The organism is Streptomyces sp. NPDC015131 (genome assembly GCF_043079975.1).
Taxonomy (GTDB): domain Bacteria; phylum Actinomycetota; class Actinomycetes; order Streptomycetales; family Streptomycetaceae; genus Streptomyces.
This window is the reverse complement of the sequence record NZ_JBIBVB010000003.1, coordinates 611,340-631,866: the sequence shown is the minus strand read 5'-3', so window position 1 is coordinate 631,866 and position 20,527 is coordinate 611,340. Positions and strand designations below refer to the sequence as shown.

Genomic DNA, 20,527 nt, shown 5'->3' with positions numbered 1-20,527 from the left:
CTCTCATCCTCGCCCCGAGGCGGGGGACAAAACGTCGGACTACGGGGCGATACCGACCCTGGGAATCCTCGGGGTGCCACCCTGAGGGACGTCCTCCCGGAGGACGGCCACCGTCCGGCCCCGGCCCCCGCCGTGCCCCTCGGACCCGCCGGGCCGCTCCCGGCGCCGCAGCCGGCTCCGCCACGCGGGCACCACCGCGAGGTGCGCCAGCGCCACCCCCGCGGTGTTCAGCAGCAGCGCGTCCACGTCCACGACCCGCCCCGGGATCGCGGTCTGCCCCAGCTCGATGCCCAGCGACACCACCAGGCCGGCCATCACCGTACGCGCGAGGGACGCCCAGGGGGACACGTCCAGCCGTCCGCCCGCCATGGGCAGCAGCACCCCGAGCGGCGCCAGCAGCGCCAGGCCCTCGCCGATCCGTCTCGCCGCCTCCAGCGGGCTCAGCGCCAGATCGGCCCTGATCCCCGCCAGCGGCTCCAGATTCGCCGCCGTCACCCACATCACGTCGCGCGGCCGGAGCGTCAGCCACCCCACGAGCACCAGATGGGCGACGAGGAGGACGAGCCCCGCCACGCGGAAGCGGATGACGGCACTGCCGCCCGAACCATGACGCTGCACGCCCCCCAAGACGCACCCACCGGCAGGATCGGTTCCGCTCCACCCCGCCCCGCCGGGCCCCGCACCGCCGCCCGCCGGACCCGCACCGTCAGGCGCCGGTCAGGACACCGGGCGGGTGGGCACCGCCGAGTCCGGGCGCTCCTTCAGCCCGGCCGTACAGGCGTAGCGCCGTACCGGGTACGACCCCGGGCCGCCGAGCACCGCCGAACTCCCGGACGCCACCGTGCCGTTCTCCGCGAACGTGCACACGATCTGGGCCAGCGCCGCGGCCGGCAGGTCCTCCGGCTGGCGGCTCAGCCGCAGCGTCCCCGCCGGGTCGCCCGGCCGCCCCGCCGACACCGTCAGCGGCCCCTGCACCGAGGTGGCGAACCCCGCCTCCCGCTCGCTCGCCGCCGGCTCGGCCAGCAGCTGGTTCAGCAGCGCCCGGGCCACCAGGACCCGATTGGCCGCCGGGTTCTTGTCGCCGGTCTCCGCGATCGACCGGTCCACCGCCTCCATCCCGGAGGCGCACACCAGATACACCCGGACCGGCACCGGCTGCGCCTGCGCCCCGGACGCCATCGTCCCGCCGGACACGCTGCACGGCAGCCGCGACGGCGCGGCCCCCGCGTCCACCGGCACCGTCGTGGTGCGGATGCCGCACCCCGAGGCCAGCGCGGCGACCAGGGCCACCACCGCGAGCGCGACCGCGCCGCGCCGCTCACGCACCGCCATCACCGCCACCCTCCCGTCGCTCCTCCCGGCCGCCCGCCGCACCGCCCGCCGTACCACCGGTAGCGCCGCCCTCACCGCCGGAACCGGCCGTACCGGGCGTACCGCTCGTGCCGTCGGCCGTCCGCGACGCGTCGCGCGGCAGCCGCAGCACGAACACCGCCCCGTCGCCGTCCGGCGAGTTGGACGCCGTGATGTCACCGCCGTGGATCAGCGCGTTCTCCATGGCGATCGACAGCCCGAGACCCGAGCCCTCCGACCGCGGCCGGGAGGCGCTCGCCTTGTAGAACCGGTCGAAGACATGCGGCAGGACGTCCTCGGGGATGCCCGGCCCGTGGTCCCGGACCTCGATGAACAGGTCGTCCTCCGCCGTGCGCACCGACACCCGCACCGGCGACCCCCCGTGCTTCAGGGCGTTGCCGATCAGATTGGCCAGCACCACGTCGAGGCGGCGCGGGTCGAGCCGCGCCATGATGCCGCGCTCGGCGTCCAGCTCCACCGCGTCCAGCCAGGCCCGCGCGTCCACGCAGGCCGTCACCTGGTCGGCGACGTCCACGTCGTCCAGCACCAGCCGGGCCGTGCCCGCGTCGAAGCGGGTCACCTCCATCAGGTTCTCCACCAGCGTGTTCAGCCGCCGCGTCTCGCTGACCACCAGCTTCACGGCGGGCGCGATCATCGGGTCGAGGGCGTCCTCTTCCTCCTCCAGCACCTCCGTCACGGCGGTCAGCGCGGTCAGCGGCGTCCGCAGCTCGTGCGACATGTCGGCGACGAAGCGGCGGCTGGACTCCTCCCGGGCGCTCATGTCCGCGACCTTCTTCTGGAGGCTCTCCGCCGCGCTGTTGAACGTCCGCGACAGATCGGCCAGTTCGTCCGTGCCCGACACCCGCAGCCGGGTCTCCAGCTCACCCTCGCCCAGCCGCCGCGCCGCCTCGCCCAGCCGGTGCACCGGCTTCAGCACCGTCGTCGCCGCGGCCTGCGCCAGCAGCGCCGAGACGATCAGCGCCAGCGCCGACGCGATGCCCAGCGACCACGCCAGCGAGTTCAGGTCCTGCCGCTCCGGCTCCAGCGACTTGAACATGTAGCCCGTCGGCCCGCCGCCCACGATCCGCGTCCCGCCCACCAGGTACGGCGTGCCGTCCCGCTCCGTGCGCTGCCAGTAGAGGTGGTACGGGAAGTCGTTGCCGTCCGTCAGCTCCTGCCGCTCGTTCACCGCGGCCCGCAGCGACATCGGCACGTCGTCCATGGTGAACCGGTCCGGGTCCGACACCCCCACGATCGGCTTGCCCCGGGCCCGCTCGCCCAGCAGCACCACCCCGTACCCCACACCGCCGGACGACATCTCCTCCGCCGTCCGCCGCAGCTCCTCCTCCGTCGGCCGCAGCGGCAGCGTCGCCGCCCGCCGCTGCATCTCCTGGCGGAAGTTGTTCAGCGCCGAGTCCTGCGCGCGCTGGAGCACCGCCTCGCGATTGAGCCAGTACGCGATCCCCGACGCGGAGGCCGCCGCCGTCAGCGCGACCAGGGCGAAGACCACGACCAGGCGCAGCCGCAGACTCGTCCGCCTCACGCAGGCACGTCCAGCCGGTAACCCACACCGCGGACCGTACGGATCAGCGTCGGCGAGGACGGCACGTCCTCCACCTTCGCCCGCAGCCGCTGCACGCACGCGTCCACCAGCCGCGAGTCGCCGAGGTAGTCGTGCTCCCACACCAGCCGCAGCAGCTGCTGCCGGGACAGGGCCTGGCCGGGGCGGCGGGACAGCTCCAGCAGCAGCCGCAGCTCCGTCGGCGTCAGCTGCAGGTCCTCGCCGTTCTTCGTCACCGTCATCGCCGACCGGTCGATCACCAGCGCCCCGAAGGTCGCCGAGTCCGTCGACTCGCGCTCGCCGCGCCGCAGCACCGCCCGGATCCGCGCGTCCAGCACCCGGCCCTGCACCGGCTTGACGACATAGTCGTCCGCCCCCGACTCCAGGCCGACGACCACGTCGATGTCGTCGCTGCGCGCGGTCAGCAGGATGATCGGCAACTGGTCGGTGCGCCGGATGCGCCGGCACACCTCGAAGCCGTCGATGCCGGGCAGCATCACGTCCAGCACGATCAGGTCCGGCCGCTGCTCGCGCAGCAGCTGCAGGCCGTCCTCGCCCGTCGCCGCGGTGGCCACTTTGTGGCCCTGGCGCGACAGCGAGAGTTCGAGGGCCGTGCGGATGGAATCGTCGTCCTCGATCAGCAACAGGAAAGGCACGCCGTCATTCTGTCCCATCGTGGCCGGACAGTTCGACCGCCGGGGCCTGTGACAGCTCTGTGACAGTCGGGGGACACCGCTATGAAGTGCCCCGGGCAAGCTCGTTGGCACACGAACCGAAGCAGACTCCAAACGACGGGGGGCGCGCGATGAACGCACTGCACAGCACCACCTCAAGCGCAGTTGTCACGCGTCTCCACGACGTCACGCGGAGCACGGAGAAGTCCGGCGCGGTGAACGTGCGGGGGTGTGTTCGCAGCGCCGGGCGTCAGCACCACAAGGCGCCCTACATGGTCGCCGTGGCTGACGGGGGAGCGGGGTACGGGGAGGGCGCGGGGGAGCGGACCAGCCTCACCGAGGCGGAGTTCACCGCCTATGTGAGGGAGCGCCGCGCCTCCCTGTACGCCACCGCCTACCACCTCACCGGCGACCGGTTCGAGGCCGAGGACCTGCTGCAGAGCGCGCTGTTCTCGACGTACCGCGCCTGGGAGCGCATCAGCGACAAGGCGGCGGTCGGCGGCTACCTGCGCCGCACCATGACGAACCTGCACATCAGCGCCTGGCGGCGGCGGAAGATCGACGAGTACCCCACCGAGGAACTCCCCGAGTCCGCCGGCGACACCGACGCGATGCGCGGCACCGAGCTGCGCGCCGTGCTCTGGCAGGCGCTCGCCCGGCTGCCCGAACTGCAGCGCACCATGCTGGTGCTGCGCTACTACGAAGGCCGTACGGACCCGGAGATCGCGGACATCCTGGACATCAGTGTCGGCACGGTGAAGTCGAGCATCTGGCGCTCCCTGCGCCGGCTGCGCGAGGACGAGGTCCTCAGCTTCGGCCGTGACGAGGAGGAGTCCTTCGGCCAGCTCGTGGCCTGAGGGCGGGGGGAACGGGGGCCCCGGAGGACGCCGGGGGGCGCCGGGGAAACGGGGGCCGAGGGGGGCTCACGGGGGACATGGTGAAGGGCCGGACAGGACGGGGGGTCCTGTCCGGCCCTTCGCCGCGTCCGGGTGACGCGCCGCGCGGGCTTCCGCGGGCGCGTTACGCCGGTTCCGGCGCGCGGTCCGCCGGGGCGGGCACGGCGGTGGCCGGCGTCCGGCGGCGGCCGGCCGCGGCGGCGGCCAGTCGGCCCAGCGCCTCGGCCTTGTCGCAGGGGTGGGCGCCCAGGGCGGTCTGGCGGGTGACGATCGCGCGTTCGGCGCGCATCAGGCGCCACCCCCGGCGCAGCAGCACCGGCACCGACTTGCGCCCCTCGCGCAGGTCCCGCAGCAGCCGGCGGCGGAAGGTGGTGGACGGCCGGCCGCGCAGGCACAGGGCGTCCGCGAGGACTCCGAGGTGCTGGCACCGGTCGACGATGTCGGCCGCGAAGATCCCCTCGGCCACGAACAGCGGGGTGCGCTCGATGTCGAGGACCTCGCGGTCGACGCGCGAGCTGGTGGCGATGTCGTACACCGGCACGGACGTGCGCCCGGTGGCGCACAGCTCGGCGATGGCGGCCACGGCGCCGTCCGCGTCCCAGGACAGCGGGGAGTCCCAGTCGACGTCCCGGCTTCCGGGGACGAGGGGGAGGGTCGGGTCGCCGGCCTCCTTGTAGAAGTCGTCGAGGCGCAGCACGGGCAGGCCGCTGCGCGCCGCGAGGGAGGACTTGCCGGAGCCGGAGGGACCCGTGAGCAGAACGACGCGGGCCGGGGCGGTTTGGGAACTCACGGGACACCAGTCTGAACCATTGACCCGGTCGGGTTACCCCGCCGGGGGCTCGTTGGTATCCAGCATCACATCTCAAATACGGTGCGTACCCGACACGTTACGCAGCCGGCAGGAGCTTCCATGACACGTCAGACCTTGCTGAGGGCCGGGCTCACCGTCTCGGCGCTGGGCGCCGCCCTCGGGGTCACCGGGGGCGCCGCGCATGCCGTGGTGCAGCCGCCGCAGGTGCCCCAGCTCCCGAAGACGGACCCCCAGGCCGCCCTGGAGGGCACCATGGGCGCGGTGCCGCATGTGACGGGCGTGGCCAAGAACCTGAAGGTCAACCCGCTGGCGGGCACCGGGGTCGACCCGCTCGACAACGGCGTGGGCACCCAGGTCGCCGACTTCCGGCCGCTGGACACCACGGCGCTGACCGGCTCGGTGACCAGCGCGCCCCAGCTGCCGGTCGCCGGCCCGCTGCTGGGCGGCGTGGTCCCCGGCTAGGACGCCCGACGTACGTACGGGAACGGCCCCGGCGTACGGGAACGGCCCCGGCTCCCCCGGACGGAGGGGAGGCGGGGCCGTTCGCCTGCGGGGTCCCGGTCAGTACGCGGAACCGGAGGCTCCCAGGGAGCCGGTGGGGTGCCAGACCGTCTTGGTCTCCAGGAACGCGGTCAGGCGGTGGGTGCCCGGGTCGGCGGTGAAGTCCTCGCCGTCCACGGCCTGGGGGCGCAGGACCCGCTTGAGGTTGTCCGCGGCGGCGATCTCCAGCTCGCGGGCCAGCTCCGCGTCCGCGCCCGTCAGGTCGATGGCGTTGACGTCCTGGTGCGCGGCCAGCGGCGCGGCGATCTCGGCCGCCCTGCCCGACAGGACGTTGACGACACCGCCCGGCAGGTCCGAGGTGGCCAGCACCTCGCCCAGCGACAGCGCGGGCAGCGGGGCCTTCTCGGAGGCGACGACGATCGCGGTGTTGCCGGTGGCGATCACCGGGGCGACGACGGAGACCAGGCCCAGGAAGGACGACTCGCGCGGGGCGACGACCGCGACGACACCGGTCGGCTCCGGGGTGGACAGGTTGAAGTACGGGCCCGCGACCGGGTTCGCCCCGCCCACGACCTGGCCGATCTTGTCGGTCCAGCCCGCGTACCAGACCCAGCGGTCGACGGCCGCCTCGACGACCGCGGCCGCCCTGGACTTGGACAGCCCCTCCGCGTGCGCCACCTCGTGCGTGAACTGGCCCTTGCGGCCCTCCAGCATCTCGGCCACCCGGTAGAGGACCTGGCCGCGGTTGTACGCGGTCGCGCCCGACCAGCCGCCGAACGCCTTGCGCGCCGCGACGACCGCGTCACGGGCGTCCTTGCGGGAGGAGAGCGGCGCGTTGGCCAGCCACTTGCCCTTGTGGTCCTGCACTTCGTACACCCGGCCGCTCTCACTGCGGGGGAACTTGCCCCCGACGTACAGCTTGTAGGTCTTGAAGACGCTCAGACGGTTGTGCTCGTGGGTGTCAGACATCGAGGTACGCCTCCAGGCCGTGGCGGCCGCCCTCGCGGCCGAAGCCCGACTCCTTGTAGCCGCCGAAGGGCGAGGTCGGGTCGAACTTGTTGAACGTGTTGGCCCAGACGACACCGGCGCGGAGCTTGCTCGCCACCGCGAGGATGCGGGAGCCCTTCTCCGTCCAGATGCCGGCGGACAGGCCGTACTGGCTGTTGTTGGCCTTGGCGACGGCCTCGTCCGGCGTACGGAACGTCAGCACCGACAGGACCGGGCCGAAGATCTCGTCCCGGGCGATGGTGTGCGCCTGGGTGACGTTGGTGAACAGCGTGGGGGCGAACCAGTAGCCCGAGGAAGGCAGCTCGCACTCCGGGGACCAGCGCTCGGCGCCCTCCGCCGCGCCCGTCTCGGCGAGGGCCGTGATGCGGGCGAGCTGCTCGGCCGAGTTGATCGCGCCGATGTCGGTGTTCTTGTCCAGCGGGTCGCCGAGGCGCAGCGTGGACAGGCGCCGCTTGAGGGCGTCCAGCAGCTCGTCCTGGACCGACTCCTGGACCAGGAGGCGGGAGCCCGCGCAGCAGACCTGGCCCTGGTTGAAGAAGATGCCGGTGACGATGCCCTCGACGGCCTGGTCGATCGGGGCGTCGTCGAAGACGATGTTGGCGCCCTTGCCGCCCAGCTCCAGGGTGACCTTCTTGCGGGTGCCGGCGACCTGGCGGGCGATGGCCTTGCCGACCGCGGTGGAGCCGGTGAAGGCGACCTTGTTCACGTCCGGGTGCTCGGTGAGCGCGGCGCCCGCGTCCCCGTAGCCCGGGAGGATGTTGACGACGCCCTTCGGCAGGCCCGCCTGGCGGCAGACGTCCGCGAAGAACAGCGCCGACAGCGGGGTCGTCTCGGCGGGCTTGAGCACCACGGTGTTGCCGGTGGCGAGCGCCGGGGCGATCTTCCACGCGAGCATCAGCAGCGGGAAGTTCCACGGGATGACCTGGCCGGCCACGCCCAGCGGGCGCGGGTTCGCGCCGTACCCGGCGTGGTCCAGCTTGTCGGCCCAGCCCGCGTAGTAGAAGAAGTGCGCGGCGACCAGCGGGAGGTCCGCGTCGCGGGTCTCCCGGATCGGCTTGCCGTTGTCCAGGGTCTCCAGGACGGCCAGCTCGCGGCTGCGCTCCTGGATGATCCGGGCGATGCGGAAGAGGTACTTGGCGCGCTCGGCGCCCGGCAGCGCCGACCACGTCCCGAACGCCCGGCGGGCGGCCTTCACGGCCCGGTCGACGTCCTCGGCCCCGGCGCGGGCGACCTCGGAGAGGACCTCCTCGGTGGCGGGGGAGACGGTCTTGAAGACCTTGCCGTCCGCGGCGTCGGTGAACTCGCCGTCGATGAACAGGCCGTAGGACGGCGCGATGTCGACGACCGAGCGGGACTCGGGGGCGGGTGCGTACTCGAACTTGGTCATCGTGATCAGTCCACCGTCACATAGTCGGGACCGGAGTAACGTCCGGTGGCCAGCTTCTGACGCTGCATCAGCAGGTCGTTGAGCAGGCTCGACGCGCCGAACCGGAACCAGTGGTTGTCCAGCCAGTCCTCGCCCGCGGTCTCGTTGACCAGGACCAGGAACTTGATGGCGTCCTTGGTGGTCCGGATGCCGCCCGCGGGCTTCACCCCGACCTGCACCCCGGTCTGCGCGCGGAAGTCGCGGACCGCCTCCAGCATCAGCAGCGTGTTCGCCGGGGTGGCGTTGACCCCCACCTTGCCGGTCGAGGTCTTGATGAAGTCCGCGCCCGCGATCATGCCGAGCCAGGACGCGCGGCGGATGTTGTCGTACGTGGACAGCTCGCCGGTCTCGAAGATGACCTTCAGGCGCGCGTCGCCCGAGGCCTCCTTCACGGCCACGATCTCCTCGTACACCTTCAGGTAGTCGCCCGCGAGGAACGCGCCGCGGTCGATCACCATGTCGATCTCGTCCGCCCCGGCCGCGACGGCGTCCCGGGTGTCGGCCAGCTTCACGTCGAGGGCGGCGCGGCCCGCGGGGAAGGCGGTCGCCACGGAGGCGACCTTGACGTCCGTACCGGCCAGGCCGGCCTTCGCGGTCGCCACCATGTCGGGGTAGACGCAGACGGCGGCGGTGCGGGGCGTCGTGCGGTCGGTCGGATCGGGGTTGACGGCCTTGGCGGCGAGCGCCCGGACCTTGCCCGGGGTGTCCGCGCCTTCGAGCGTCGTCAGGTCGATCATCGAGATGGCCAGGTCGATGGCGTACGCCTTGGCCGTGGTCTTGATCGAGCGGGTGCCGAGAGACGCGGCGCGCGCTTCCAGGCCGACGGCGTCGACGCCGGGCAGCCCGTGGAGGAAGCGGCGCAGTGTGCTGTCGGACGCGGTCACGTCAGCGAATGCGGATGCAGTGGGCATGGTCACCACTTGAGCATATCTACGCGCGTAGCGGCCTGTACAGCCCCGAATCCCGGGGCCGGACAAAACCGCTGGTGGCCCCGGGTGGCGTGAGGTCCGTCACGCACGCGTGGCGCGGCCCGCGACACCGTCCCCGGGCGCAACGGCCCTCCGGCCGGGTGGACGCCCGGGCCGTGCGGCAGAATCGGCCGCATGACGAGCCCACAGGAGCCCACGTACGCCGACCGGTCCTACCGCTCCACCGCGGGGATCGTGGGCGGCCTGCTGCTGCTCGGGTTCGCCGCCTGGATCGGGGGCGACGCCCTGGCCACCGGCGAGGGTCGGGTCCGCTGGATCGCCGCCGCGGGGCTCCTGCTCGTGGTGCCGCTGATCGCCGCCTTCACCTTCCGGCCCGTGGTGTACGCCGGCGACGACCGGCTGCGCGTGCGCAACCCCTTCCGCACCATCACGCTGCCCTGGGCGGCGGTCGCCGTCGTGCGCGCCGGGTACTCCAGCGAGGTCGTGACCGGCGACGGCACCGTCTACCAGCTCTGGGCCGTGCCCGTGTCGCTGCGCGAGCGCAAGAAGGCCGCCCGCCGGGCCGACCGCGCGGGCGGCGGCGACCCGGAGGCCGCACCGAGCGCCGGTGCCGACCAGACCGTCGCCGACCTGCGCGAACTGGCCGAGCGCGGCGCCACCCGGCCCACCGCCCAGGGCGACGTCACCGTCCGCTGGGCGTACGAGATCATCGCGCCCGCCCTCGCCGGACTCGCCGGGCTGATCGCCGCCCTGGTGGTCTGACCCCTCACGGCGGCCCCGCCCACACCAGCAGCATGTAGCCGCCCAGCCACGCCGACGACAGCGCCGCCGAGCCCAGCGCCAGCGCCGCCACCACCGGCCGCGCCCGGGCCACCGCCACCGCCGCCGGCGCCAGCAGCGGGAACGCGGGCAGCAGGAACCGGGCGCGCGGGAAGTACACCCCGCCACTGCCCAGCACCACCAGCAGCAGCACCCCGCAGAACACCAGCAGCACCGGCGGCTGGCGGTCCGCCAGGCACAGCGCGTACAGCACCACCGACGCCACCATCACCGCCGACACCGCCACCAGGAAGAGCTGCGGCGTCCGGTCGTAGGCCAGCAGCTCCCGCATCTCGCGCAGGGTGTCCGCGCCGCCGTCCCAGGTGTTGCGCCACAGCCGCTGGACCGCGAAGTAGCCGTCCCAGCGGCCCAGCCGGACCCCCACCCACGCCACGAACCCCAGCCAGCCCAGCGGGGCCGCCAGCGCGGCGGCCAGCGGCGGCCACGCGCGCGTGCGGACCGCCGCCGCCAGCCCCGCCACCGTCACCGCGGCGGCCAGGGCGATCCCGGTGGGGCGGGTCAGCCCGGCGAGCACCGCCAGCGCCGCCGCGGCGTACCAGCGCCCGGTCAGCACCGCGTACAGCGCCCAGGCGGCGAGCGCGGTGAACAGCGACTCGGTGTAGCCCATCCACTGGACGGCCCCGACCGGCAGCGCGCCCCAGAGCACCGCCAGCGCGGTCCCCGCCCGGCGCCCGTACAGCCGGTCGCCGACCGCGAAGACACCCCACGCCGCGACCAGCGAGCACACCACCGCCAGGACCAGCCCCACCGACGCCCGCGAGCCGGGCGTGACCCCCGCGACCGCCTTGACCAGCACCGGGTACAGCGGGAAGAACGCCAGGTTGTTGGAGTCGTACGCGGTGCCCAGCCGGTCCTGGTAGCCGTGGTCGGCGATGCCCAGGTACCAGTTCGAGTCCCAGGACGAGGCGAGCACCGGCCACACGCCGTGCCCCTTGAGGTGCGCCCACCGCGCCAGCACCAGCAGCCCCAGGAGCCGCACCGCGAGGTACCCGAGCAGCGCCGGCGCCGCGTACCGCAGCGAGCGGGCCGTCCGCTCCCGGACGCCCCCGCCCGCCGGGGAGGGCGGCCGGCGCGACGCGGGCACGGCAGGGCGCGGGATGATCACCGACGGCGGCACGGTGGCGCTCCAGGGGCTCGGCTGCGGTACCGGGGGTCACCTTGCTCGGTGACCCCCGGTACCGGCCGGAGCCGTGCGAGAGCCGCCGCACGGAATTCACCCGTACGGGCCCCCGCCCGCGGTCGTCAGATGCCGGCCGCCGCCGCCAGGTCCCGCTTGATCGCGGCCAGCACCTCGTCGCCCTTCGCCCGGGCGGCGGCCAGCTCGCCGGCGCCGGCGACCGGGACGACGACCTCCAGGTAGCACTTCAGCTTGGGCTCGGTGCCGCTGGGGCGGACGATGACGCGCGCCTGGTACGCGCCGTCCAGGTGGTAGCGCAGGCCGTCCGTGGGCGGCAGCCTGTCGGTCCCCCGGGTGAGGTCCTCGGCGGACGCCACCGCCAGCCCGGCCAGCGCGGCCGGCGGCTGCTCGCGCAGCCGGCGCATGGCGTTCGCGATGACGCTCAGGTCCTCCACGCGGACCGACAGCTGGTCGGTGGCGTGCAGCCCGTGCGTGACCGCCAGGTCGTCCAGCAGGTCGGTGAGGGTCCGGCCGCGCTCCTTGAGCACCGACGCCAGCTCGGCGACCAGCAGCGCCGCGGTGATGCCGTCCTTGTCGCGCACCCCGCCCGGGTCGACGCAGTAGCCCAGCGCCTCCTCGTAGCCGTACGCCAGGCCCTCGACGCGGGCGATCCACTTGAAGCCGGTCAGCGTCTCCTCGTACGGCAGGCCCGCCGCCCCGGCGATCCGGCCCAGCAGGCTCGACGACACGATCGACTCGGCGAAGGTGCCGGTGACGCCCTTGTCGACCAGGTGGGCCGCCAGCAGCGCGCCCACCTCGTCGCCGCGCAGCATGCGCCAGTCGCCCTCGTGCGGCACGGCGACGGCGCACCGGTCGGCGTCCGGGTCGTTGGCGATGACGATGTCCGGCCGGGCCGCGCGGGCGGTGGCGAACGCCAGGTCCATCGCGCCCGGCTCCTCCGGGTTGGGGAACGCCACGGTCGGGAAGGCCGGGTCCGGCTCGGCCTGCTCCGCCACCAGGGTCGGCGCGGGGAACCCGGCGCGCTCCCAGGCGGCGAGCACCACGTCCTTGCCGACGCCGTGCATGGCCGTGTAGACGACGTTCGCGGTCCGCGGGGACCCGGGGCTCAGCACGGCGTCCGTACGCGCCAGGTACGCCTCCAGGACCTCGTCCCCGAGGGTCTCCCAGCCGTCCTCGGCGCGCGGTACGCCGTGCAGGCTCGCGATCGCGGCGATCTCGGCGGCGATCTTTGTGTCGGCGGGCGGCACGATCTGCGACCCGTCGCCCAGGTAGACCTTGTAGCCGTTGTCGCGGGGCGGGTTGTGGCTGGCGGTCACCTCGACCCCGGCGACGGCGCCCAGGTGCCTTATGGCGTACGCCAGGACGGGCGTCGGCAGCGGGCGCGGCAGGATCGCGGCGCGCAGCCCGGCGCCGACCATCACGGCGGCGGTGTCCCGCGCGAAGTCGGCGGACTTGTAGCGGGCGTCGTAGCCGATGACCACCAGGCCGCCGGTGTGGCCCTCCGCCTTCAGGTACGCGGCGAGGCCGGCGGCGGCGCGGATCACCACGGACCGGTTCATCCGCATGGGCCCGGCGCCCAGCTCGCCGCGCAGCCCGGCGGTGCCGAACTGGAGCGTGCCGCCGAACCGGACGGCCAGCTCGTCCAGGTCACGGGCCTCGATCAGCTTCGCGAGCTCGTCGCGCGTCTCGCGGTCGGGGTCCTCGGCGAGCCACGCCTCCGCCTGCGCGATGAGGTTCTGCTGCACGGTGTCTGCCTTCCTGGCTGGTGGGTGTCGATGGCCGGGGGCCGCCGGTGGGGCGGGCGCCGCCGGGGCCGCCCGCCCCCCGGCGCCCGGGGATCAGATGCGGGACAGGACCCGCGTCAGCAGCTCACCCATCCGCGCCGCGGAGTCGCGGCCCGCCTGGAGGACCTCCTCGTGGTTCAGCGGCTCGCCGGAGAGCCCCGCCGCCAGGTTGGTCACCAGCGAGATGCCGAGCACCTCCGCGCCCGCCTCACGGGCCGCGATGGCCTCCAGGACGGTCGACATGCCGACCAGGTCGCCGCCGAGGACGCGGACCATGTTGATCTCGGCCGGGGTCTCGTAGTGCGGGCCGGGGAACTGGACGTACACGCCCTCCTCCAGCGTCGCGTCGACCTCCTGGCACAGCGCGCGCAGACGCGGCGAGTACAGGTCGGTGAGGTCCACGAAGTTCGCGCCGACGATCGGCGAGGCGCCCGTCAGGTTGAGGTGGTCGCTGATCAGGACCGGCTGGCCGGGGCGCATGCCCTCGCGCAGGCCGCCGCAGCCGTTGGTCAGCACGACCGTCTTGCAGCCCGCGGCGACGGCGGTGCGCACCCCGTGGGCGACGGCGGCGACGCCGCGGCCCTCGTAGTAGTGCGTACGGCCCAGGAAGACCAGCGCGCGCTTGTCGCCGATGCTGTACGAGCGGATCTTGCCGCCGTGGCCCTCGACGGCCGGGGGCGGGAAGCCGGGCAGCTCGGTGACCGGGAACTCGGCGTCGGGCGCGCCGAGCGCGTCGACGGCCGGGGCCCAGCCGGAGCCCATCACCAGGGCGACGTCGTGGGTGTCGGCCCCGGTCAGCTCGCGCAGGCGCGCGGCGGCGTCGGCGGCGGCGGCGTAGGGGTCGCCCTGGAGGTGGTCCGGGGTGGCAGTTGCGTTCACAGAGTCTCTCGCCTCGCGAAGTAACAGTCGCCCCGGACCGCTGTGGAGGACCGGGGGTCCGGGGGCCGGCCCCGGAAAATATGCAGTACGCATCAGAGCGTAGCCCGAAGTTGCCTACGCGCGTAGATGACGATGCCCACGGACCCCGGATCGTTGCCTTGTCGTTTCCGACAAGGGGCCCCGGGCCGGGCTCCCCGCCGGGCGTCAGCAGGGCCGCTTGCGCAGCTCCATCACATAGTCGTGCGGCGCCCCCGCCGACTCCGCCGCGTCCGCGATCTCGCCCAGGTAGCGGGCGGACGGCAGACCGCCCTCGTACCCGTTGAGGACGTACACCCAGGCGGGCTCCTCGCCGTCCAGGGTGTGCACCCGCACCCGCATCCGGCGGTAGATGTCGAGGCCGACGCCCTCCCAGCGGTCCATGGAGTCCTCGTCCATGGGGGCGATGTCGTACAGCGCGACGAACACCTGGGAGCGCGGCGCCTCCACGATGGTGGCCAGCGCGCCCTCCCAGCCCATCTGCTCGCCGCCGAACGTCAGCCGCCAGCCGTTGAGCCAGCCCGTGCCGCGCAGCGGGGAATGCGGGGCGCGGCGGGTCATCAGCCGCGCGTCGAGGTTGCCGGCGTACGCGGCGTAGAGCGACATGGGACCGAGGGTACGGGAGGGCCGGGGGTGGGCGCTGGTTCAGGTTGGAGGGCCCCGGGCGGGAAGCACACCGGGCCGTGCGGGACAATGGGGTACGTACGTGCCCCCCTGCCGTGAGAGAGCGCGAGGCGTAACCCCTGTGACCCGGATCGTGATCATCGGTGGCGGACCCGGCGGATACGAGGCGGCCCTGGTGGGCGCCCAGCTCGGCGCGGAGGTGACCGTCGTCGACACCGACGGCCTCGGCGGAGCGTCCGTACTGACCGACTGTGTCCCCTCGAAGACCCTCATCGCCACGGCCGAGGTGATGACCACCTTCGACTCCTCGCACGAGGAGCTCGGCATCATCGTCGCCGACGACACCCCGCACATCGAGCAGGCCGCCCGGATCGTCGGCGTGGACCTCGGCAAGGTGAACCGCCGGGTGAAGCGGCTCGCGCTGGCGCAGTCGCACGACATCACCGCCTCCGTCACCCGCGCGGGCGCGCGGGTGGTGCGGGGCCGGGGCCGGCTCGACGGCCGCCAGCCGGTGGACGGCTCCCGCAAGGTGATCGTCACCGCCGCCGACGGCACCGAGGAGACGCTCACCGCCGACGCGGTGCTCATCGCCACCGGCGGCCACCCGCGCGAGATCCCCGACGCCCTCCCGGACGGCGAGCGGATCCTCAACTGGACGCAGGTGTACGACCTCGACGAGCTGCCCGAGGAGCTGATCGTGGTCGGCTCCGGTGTCACCGGCGCCGAGTTCGCCGGTGCCTACCAGGCGCTGGGCTCGCGGGTCACCCTGGTCTCCTCGCGCGACCGGGTGCTGCCGGGCGAGGACCCGGACGCGGCGGCGGTGCTGGAGGACGTCTTCCGGCGCCGCGGGATGAACGTGATGGCCCGCTCCCGGGCCCAGTCGGCCAAGCGCGTCGGCGACCGGGTGGAGGTCACCCTCGCGGACGGCCGGGTCATCTCCGGCACGCACTGCCTGATGGCGGTCGGCGCCATCCCCAACACCGCCGGGATGGGGCTGGAGGAGGCCGGCGTACGGCTCAAGGAGTCCGGCCACATCTGGACGGACAAGGTCTCGCGGACCTCGGCGCCCGGTGTCTACGCGGCCGGTGACGTCACCGGTGTGTTCGCGCTCGCCTCGGTGGCCGCGATGCAGGGCCGGATCGCGATGTACCACTTCCTCGGCGACGCGGTGACCCCGCTCAACCTCAAGACCGTCTCCTCCAACGTCTTCACCGACCCGGAGATCGCCACCGTCGGCCACACCCAGGCGGACGTGGACGCCGGGAAGATCGACGCCCGCTGTGTGAAGCTGCCGCTGCTGCGCAACCCCCGGGCCAAGATGCAGGGCATCCGGGACGGCTTCGTCAAGATCTTCTGCCGGCCGGGCACCGGCATCGTGGTCGGCGGCTGTGTCGTCGCGCCGCGCGCCAGCGAGCTGATCCACCCCATCTCGATCGCGGTCGACAACAACCTGACGGTGGAACAGATCGCAAACGCCTTCACGGTGTACCCGTCCCTGTCCGGCTCGATCGCCGAGGTGGCACGACAGTTGCACACCCGGAAGACGGCCGCCGAGTCCTGATCCGCCGCCCGGCGCCGGACAACACCCGGCAACCCCCGGCAAGTCGGGACATCGATCGATCACGGCACGTTCCCGGACGGGCCCGCCTATACCACTTGGCGGGTCCGTCTGTTCGCAACTTCCCGTAATAGGCGCATACCGCTGCAAAGAAACGGTCGCTGGGGTTACTGTCAGTTTCGTGTTCGCTGCTGAACGTCGTCAGTTGATCCTTGAAATGGTGCGCGCCAACGGGGCGGTATCGCTCCGAGAGCTCGCCCGCGTCGTCCAGACCTCCGAAGTGACCGTGCGGCGTGACGTGCGGGCGCTGGAGGCAGAAGGACTCCTCGACCGCCGGCACGGCGGTGCGGTGCTGCCGGGCGGTTTTACGCGAGAGTCCGGCTTCCCGCAGAAATCCCATCTCGCGACCGCCGAGAAGACGGCCATCGCCGACGTGGCCGCCGGACTCGTCGAAGAGGGCGAGGCGATCGTGGTCGGGGCCGGGACGACCACCCAGGAGCTGGCCCGCCGGCTCGCCCGGGTCCCCGGGCTGACCGTCGTCACCAACTCCCTGCTCGTCGCCCAGGCGCTGGCCCACGCCAACCGGGTGGAGGTCGTCATGACCGGCGGCACCCTGCGCGGCTCCAACTACGCGCTGGTGGGCAGCGGGGCCGAGCAGTCGCTCCAGGGGCTGCGGGTCTCCCGGGCGTTCCTGTCCGGCAGCGGGCTCACCGCCGAGCGCGGGCTGTCCACCTCCAACATGCTGTCGGCCAGCGTCGACCGGGCGCTGGTGCAGGCCGCGGCGGAGGTCGTCGTGCTGGCCGACCACACCAAGCTCGGCACGGACACCATGTTCCAGACCGTGCCGACGGACCTGATCACCCGGCTGGTCACCGACGAGCCGCCCGGCCACGACGACCGGGCGGGCACCGAGCTCCAGGCCCTCGCCGACCAGGGCGTCCAGGTCACCGTGGCCGGCGCCGCCCCCGGGGCGGCGGGCGCGGACGGCGGGCCGCCCCCCGGCCGCCAGGCCCAGGCCCGCCGGGACGTGCCGCTGCCGGGACAGCGCGGCCGGCACCCCGGCGGGGCCCAGCTCCGTGGCCTCGCGGCGGACGGCCAGCCCCCGGAGCGCGGCGCCCGGGTGGCGGACCTGCGCCGCCGCTGACGGGTGCGGCGGCGGCCCGTCCCCGGCCGCCGCGGGCCCCGCGGCTCCTACGGCTTGAGGCCCCGGAGCGTCAGCGTCAGCAGCCGGTCGGCCAGCTCGGGGTCGTCCGGGGTCTGCTCGGCGGCCAGGGCGATGGCGTTGGTGAGCTGCATCAGGTCACCGATCGACACGTCCGCCCGGACCGCACCGGCCTCCTGGGCCCGTACCAGCAGCCGCTCGCCCGCCTCGCACATCGGCATGCTGCACTGCGACAGCGCCGAGCTGGCGTCGTGCGTCGCCGACATCAGCGCCCGCGCCAGCCCCCGGTATTCACCCGCGTGAGTGACGATGGCGCGCAGCCACTCCACGAGCGCCGTGCACGGCTCGTCCGCCCCGGCCAGGTCCCGCGACCGCTCCAGCAGGGTGTGCAGGGCGTCCTGGAAGACCGCGTTCATCAGCGCGTGCCGGTTGGGGAAGTGCCGGTAGAGCGTGCCGATCCCGACGCCGGCGCGGCGGGCGACGTCCTCCAGCGACGCGTCGGTGCCGTGCTCGGCGAAGGCGGCCCGCGCCTCGGCGAGCAGCCGCTCGTAGTTGCGGCGGGCGTCGGCGCGCATGGGGCGCGGCGCGCCCGCGGTCCCGTCGGCCGCCGCTCCGTCCACCGCCGTGCTCGTCCCCATCGGGCGCTCCTCCTCGTACCCGTACCGCCCCCCGTCCGCCTCCCAGGATGCCATCGCACACAGGGCGAGGGGCCCGCCGGGCGTGTGCCGGCGGGCCCCTCGGACGGGCGGTGGGGCCCGGTCAGTCCTTGATCTCGCAGATCGGGGCGCCGGACGTCACCGACGCGCCGACCTCCGCGGCCAGGCCCTTGACGGTGCCGGCGCGGTGGGCGTTGAGCGGCTGCTCCATCTTCATGGCCTCCAGGACGACGATGAGGTCGCCCTCCTCCACCTGCTGGCCCTCCTCGACCGCGACCTTGACGATCGTGCCCTGCATCGGGGAGGCGAGGGTGTCGCCGGAGGCGGCCGAGCCGGACTTCTTGGCGGCGCGGCGCTTGGGCTTGGCGCCCGCGGCCAGACCCGTACGGGCCAGGCTCATGCCCAGCGAGGACGGCAGCGAGACCTCCAGGCGCTTGCCGCCGACCTCGACGACGACGGTCTCGCGGCCGGGCTCCTCGTCCGTCTCGGTGTCGGCCGGGGCGGCGAAGGGCTTGATCTCGTTGACGAACTCGGTCTCGATCCACCGGGTGTGGATGCGGAACGGGTCGGAGGTGAACGCCGGGTCGACCACCACCGCGCGGTGGAACGGGATGGCGGTGGCCATGCCCTCGACCTGGAACTCGGCCAGCGCCCGCGCGGCCCGCTGGAGGGCCTGCTCACGGGTGGCGCCGGTGACGACCAGCTTGGCGAGCAGCGAGTCCCAGGCGGGGCCGATGACGCTGCCGGACTCCACGCCCGCGTCCAGGCGGACGCCCGGGCCGGTGGGCGGGGTGAAGGTGGTGACGGTGCCGGGGGCGGGCAGGAAGTTCCGGCCCGGGTCCTCGCCGTTGATGCGGAACTCGAAGGAGTGGCCGCGCACCGCCGGGTCGTCGTAGCCCAGCTCCTCGCCGTCCGCGATGCGGAACATCTCGCGGACCAGGTCGATGCCAGTGACCTCCTCGGTGACCGGGTGTTCGACCTGGAGACGGGTGTTGACCTCCAGGAAGGAGATCGTGCCGTCGAGGCCGACGAGGAACTCCACGGTGCCGGCGCCGACGTAGCCGGCCTCCTTGAGGATGGCCTTGGACGCCCGGTACAGCTCGGCGTTCTGCTCGGCCGAGAGGAACGGCGCCGGGGCCTCCTCGACCAGCTTCTGGTGGCGGCGCTGCAGGGAGCAGTCACGCGTCGACACGACGACCACGTTGCCGTGCTGGTCGGCCAGGCACTGGGTCTCCACGTGCCGCGGCTTGTCGAGGTAGCGCTCCACGAAGCACTCGCCCCGGCCGAAGGCGGCGACGGCCTCGCGGACGGCGGAGTCGTACAGCTCCGGGACCTCTTCGAGGGTGCGGGCGACCTTCAGACCGCGCCCGCCACCGCCGAAGGCGGCCTTGATGGCGATGGGCAGGCCGTGCTCCTCGGCGAAGGCGACGACCTCGTCGGCGCCGGACACCGGGTCGGGCGTGCCCGCCACCAGCGGGGCGCCGGCGCGCTGGGCGATGTGCCGGGCGGCGACCTTGTCGCCCAGGTCCCGGATCGCCTGCGGCGGCGGGCCGATCCAGGTCAGCCCCGCGTCGAGGACGGCCTGGGCGAACTCCGCGTTCTCGGAGAGGAATCCGTACCCCGGGTGGACGGCGTCGGCACCGGAGTCGGCGGCGGCTTGGAGCACCTTCGCCATGTCCAGGTAGCTGGCGGCCGGGGTGTCACCGCCCAGGGCGAACGCCTCGTCGGCCGCGCGGACGTGCAGGGCGTCCCGGTCAGGATCGGCGTAGACGGCTACGCTCGCGATCCCGGCGTCCCGGCAGGCACGGGCGACACGGACAGCGATTTCGCCACGGTTGGCGATGAGCACCTTGCGCACGATGGCTCCCTCCTTGAAACAAGCTGAGTTTAGGGACAGCCGACACGGCCTTTCGACCCGTCCCCAATGGTGAGCTTGCCCACACGGAGCGTGATTCGAGGCGTAGTGGAGTCCTGAAATCCCTTGTCGCACCACGTTACGCAGGGCTTCCTGCCGGAACACTAACGCTCGGGCGGGTCGTGGGTCGCTGTCTTGAAGGTCAGCGACCCGTCCCGTTTCTTTGTGGAGTCCCTACGAATGGCCGAATGATTCTTTGCCGGCCCGCCGGAACCCTTGTCCCGGGGTTTACCAGTCAGTAGCGTGCGCGCTGTCGTTCGTACGGACTCGTCGGGGCAGGTAGACAGGCAGGGAGACGCCCATGGTGGCCCGCAGACCGATGGCGCTGGCGGCCGGGACCGTGCTGGTCCTGGAGGCGGCGGGGCTGGTGCTGTTGCACATGGTCCTCGCCGAGGTCATGGGCGGTCAGCGGATGTCGCTCGACGGGCTGGACCCGGGGCTGATGGTCACCGCCATCCGGGTCATGGGCCTGGTCTTCGGGGCGTACCTGGCGCTGTGCGGGGTGCTCCTGCTGCGCACGGGCGTCCGCGACCGGGTGCCGGGCCGCCCCACCCGGATCCTGCTGGTGTCCTGCGCGATCACGCACGGCGTGCTGGGCGCCCTGACGGTCGGGCTGGTCGGCTGGGGCGCCTTCGTCCTGATGATGGTGGTGCTGGGACTGGTCGTCGCCTCGCTGGTGCTGTACGCGCCGGAGGCGGGCGGGGAGCCCGCGCCGCCGGCCGCGGAACCGGTACGGCCCGCGGAGGGCGGCGGCGCGGCCCCCGCGTGACGGGCCGGGG

Annotated in this window: 20 protein-coding genes; 6 read left to right on the top strand and 14 right to left on the bottom strand. The window is 73.6% G+C overall.

The window, feature by feature from the left end; translation table 11 throughout:
* Window positions 1–39: 39 nt before the first annotated feature.
* The 4 genes from ACF08D_RS14090 to afsQ1 form a co-directional block, all read right to left on the bottom strand.
* Window positions 40–618 carry a VanZ family protein gene (locus tag ACF08D_RS14090; protein ID WP_392222859.1) on the bottom strand — a complete coding sequence of 193 codons (579 nt, stop codon included), beginning with the start codon at window positions 616–618 and terminating at the stop codon, window positions 40–42.
* Between the two features lie 99 nt (window positions 619–717).
* Complete coding sequence (locus tag ACF08D_RS14085; RefSeq protein ID WP_392222858.1) at window positions 718–1,332, bottom strand: hypothetical protein; 615 nt, start codon at window positions 1,330–1,332, stop codon at window positions 718–720.
* Window positions 1,319–2,893, bottom strand: coding sequence for an ATP-binding protein (locus ACF08D_RS14080; RefSeq protein WP_392222857.1), 1,575 nt, complete (start codon window positions 2,891–2,893; stop codon window positions 1,319–1,321). Before ACF08D_RS14080 ends, ACF08D_RS14085 begins: the two co-directional genes overlap by 14 nt.
* A complete protein-coding gene (gene afsQ1, locus ACF08D_RS14075; RefSeq protein ID WP_392222856.1) occupies window positions 2,890–3,567 on the bottom strand; it encodes a two-component system response regulator AfsQ1 in 678 nt (225 codons plus the stop codon). The genes ACF08D_RS14080 and afsQ1 overlap by 4 nt, the downstream gene beginning before the upstream one ends.
* A 149-nt stretch (window positions 3,568–3,716) precedes the next feature.
* Between afsQ1 and ACF08D_RS14070 the strand changes: the two genes are divergently transcribed.
* On the top strand, window positions 3,717–4,442 hold the full coding sequence (locus tag ACF08D_RS14070; protein WP_392222855.1) for a SigE family RNA polymerase sigma factor: 726 nt from the start codon (window positions 3,717–3,719) through the stop codon (window positions 4,440–4,442).
* 163 nt (window positions 4,443–4,605) lie between these two features.
* Here ACF08D_RS14070 and ACF08D_RS14065 read toward each other — a convergent pair whose 3' ends face one another.
* A complete protein-coding gene (locus tag ACF08D_RS14065; protein WP_392222854.1) occupies window positions 4,606–5,271 on the bottom strand; it encodes a uridine kinase in 666 nt (221 codons plus the stop codon).
* Between the two features lie 120 nt (window positions 5,272–5,391).
* On the opposite strand from ACF08D_RS14065, the gene ACF08D_RS14060 reads away from it, so the two are divergent.
* On the top strand, window positions 5,392–5,754 hold the full coding sequence (locus ACF08D_RS14060) for a hypothetical protein (protein ID WP_392222853.1): 363 nt from the start codon (window positions 5,392–5,394) through the stop codon (window positions 5,752–5,754).
* A gap of 99 nt (window positions 5,755–5,853) precedes the next feature.
* On the opposite strand, the gene ACF08D_RS14055 is transcribed toward ACF08D_RS14060, so the two are convergent.
* From ACF08D_RS14055 to deoC, 3 genes are read right to left on the bottom strand one after another with little or no spacing between them, the layout of a single operon-like run.
* Entirely contained in the window at window positions 5,854–6,762 is a 909-nt protein-coding gene (locus ACF08D_RS14055) for an aldehyde dehydrogenase family protein (RefSeq protein WP_392222852.1), read from the bottom strand.
* Window positions 6,755–8,188, bottom strand: a complete 1,434-nt coding sequence (locus ACF08D_RS14050; RefSeq protein WP_392222851.1) for an aldehyde dehydrogenase family protein — start codon at window positions 8,186–8,188, stop codon at window positions 6,755–6,757. Before ACF08D_RS14050 ends, ACF08D_RS14055 begins: the two co-directional genes overlap by 8 nt.
* A 5-nt stretch (window positions 8,189–8,193) precedes the next feature.
* Window positions 8,194–9,138, bottom strand: coding sequence for a deoxyribose-phosphate aldolase (gene deoC / locus ACF08D_RS14045; protein ID WP_392222850.1), 945 nt, complete (start codon window positions 9,136–9,138; stop codon window positions 8,194–8,196).
* Window positions 9,139–9,330: 192 nt separating this feature from the next.
* On the opposite strand from deoC, the gene ACF08D_RS14040 reads away from it, so the two are divergent.
* Window positions 9,331–9,918 (top strand): PH domain-containing protein, encoded by a 588-nt coding sequence (locus tag ACF08D_RS14040; RefSeq protein WP_392222849.1) that lies wholly within the window; start codon window positions 9,331–9,333, stop codon window positions 9,916–9,918.
* Between the two features lie 4 nt (window positions 9,919–9,922).
* On the opposite strand, the gene ACF08D_RS14035 is transcribed toward ACF08D_RS14040, so the two are convergent.
* From ACF08D_RS14035 to ACF08D_RS14020, 4 genes are all read right to left on the bottom strand, one after another.
* On the bottom strand, window positions 9,923–11,080 hold the full coding sequence (locus ACF08D_RS14035) for a hypothetical protein (protein ID WP_392222848.1): 1,158 nt from the start codon (window positions 11,078–11,080) through the stop codon (window positions 9,923–9,925).
* 158 nt (window positions 11,081–11,238) lie between these two features.
* Window positions 11,239–12,879 (bottom strand): phospho-sugar mutase, encoded by a 1,641-nt coding sequence (locus tag ACF08D_RS14030; protein WP_392222847.1) that lies wholly within the window; start codon window positions 12,877–12,879, stop codon window positions 11,239–11,241.
* A gap of 93 nt (window positions 12,880–12,972) precedes the next feature.
* Window positions 12,973–13,797 (bottom strand): purine-nucleoside phosphorylase, encoded by an 825-nt coding sequence (locus ACF08D_RS14025; RefSeq protein WP_392222846.1) that lies wholly within the window; start codon window positions 13,795–13,797, stop codon window positions 12,973–12,975.
* Window positions 13,798–14,001: 204 nt separating this feature from the next.
* The gene (locus ACF08D_RS14020; RefSeq protein ID WP_071965776.1) at window positions 14,002–14,439 is read right to left on the bottom strand and encodes a gamma-glutamylcyclotransferase; all 438 of its coding nucleotides are present in this window, start codon (window positions 14,437–14,439) and stop codon (window positions 14,002–14,004) included.
* A 139-nt stretch (window positions 14,440–14,578) separates the two neighbouring features.
* Here ACF08D_RS14020 and ACF08D_RS14015 point away from each other — a divergent pair, with 139 nt between their 5' ends.
* Together ACF08D_RS14015 and ACF08D_RS14010 are read left to right on the top strand one after the other, a co-directional pair.
* A complete protein-coding gene (locus tag ACF08D_RS14015; protein WP_392222845.1) occupies window positions 14,579–16,018 on the top strand; it encodes an NAD(P)H-quinone dehydrogenase in 1,440 nt (479 codons plus the stop codon).
* 178 nt (window positions 16,019–16,196) lie between these two features.
* A complete protein-coding gene (locus tag ACF08D_RS14010) occupies window positions 16,197–17,159 on the top strand; it encodes a DeoR/GlpR family DNA-binding transcription regulator (protein WP_392222844.1) in 963 nt (320 codons plus the stop codon).
* Window positions 17,160–17,206: 47 nt separating this feature from the next.
* Here ACF08D_RS14010 and ACF08D_RS14005 read toward each other — a convergent pair whose 3' ends face one another.
* Together ACF08D_RS14005 and ACF08D_RS14000 are read right to left on the bottom strand one after the other, a co-directional pair.
* Window positions 17,207–17,815, bottom strand: coding sequence for a TetR/AcrR family transcriptional regulator (locus ACF08D_RS14005; RefSeq protein WP_392222843.1), 609 nt, complete (start codon window positions 17,813–17,815; stop codon window positions 17,207–17,209).
* A gap of 121 nt (window positions 17,816–17,936) precedes the next feature.
* The gene (locus ACF08D_RS14000) at window positions 17,937–19,691 is read right to left on the bottom strand and encodes an acetyl/propionyl/methylcrotonyl-CoA carboxylase subunit alpha (protein ID WP_392222842.1); all 1,755 of its coding nucleotides are present in this window, start codon (window positions 19,689–19,691) and stop codon (window positions 17,937–17,939) included.
* A gap of 358 nt (window positions 19,692–20,049) precedes the next feature.
* Between ACF08D_RS14000 and ACF08D_RS13995 the strand changes: the two genes are divergently transcribed.
* Window positions 20,050–20,517, top strand: coding sequence for a hypothetical protein (locus ACF08D_RS13995; protein WP_392222841.1), 468 nt, complete (start codon window positions 20,050–20,052; stop codon window positions 20,515–20,517).
* The last annotated feature ends 10 nt before the right edge of the window (window positions 20,518–20,527 follow it).

Coding starts and splice junctions, on each gene's coding strand:
- ACF08D_RS14085 (WP_392222858.1), bottom strand. CDS start 1,332: ATGGCGGTGCGTGAGCGGCGCGGCGCGGTCGCGCTCGCGGTGGTGGCC.
- ACF08D_RS14070 (WP_392222855.1), top strand. CDS start 3,717: ATGAACGCACTGCACAGCACCACCTCAAGCGCAGTTGTCACGCGTCTC.
- ACF08D_RS14060 (WP_392222853.1), top strand. CDS start 5,392: ATGACACGTCAGACCTTGCTGAGGGCCGGGCTCACCGTCTCGGCGCTG.
- ACF08D_RS14055 (WP_392222852.1), bottom strand. CDS start 6,762: ATGTCTGACACCCACGAGCACAACCGTCTGAGCGTCTTCAAGACCTAC.
- ACF08D_RS14050 (WP_392222851.1), bottom strand. CDS start 8,188: ATGACCAAGTTCGAGTACGCACCCGCCCCCGAGTCCCGCTCGGTCGTC.
- deoC (WP_392222850.1), bottom strand. CDS start 9,138: ATGCCCACTGCATCCGCATTCGCTGACGTGACCGCGTCCGACAGCACA.
- ACF08D_RS14040 (WP_392222849.1), top strand. CDS start 9,331: ATGACGAGCCCACAGGAGCCCACGTACGCCGACCGGTCCTACCGCTCC.
- ACF08D_RS14020 (WP_071965776.1), bottom strand. CDS start 14,439: ATGTCGCTCTACGCCGCGTACGCCGGCAACCTCGACGCGCGGCTGATG.
- ACF08D_RS14005 (WP_392222843.1), bottom strand. CDS start 17,815: ATGGGGACGAGCACGGCGGTGGACGGAGCGGCGGCCGACGGGACCGCG.
- ACF08D_RS13995 (WP_392222841.1), top strand. CDS start 20,050: ATGGTGGCCCGCAGACCGATGGCGCTGGCGGCCGGGACCGTGCTGGTC.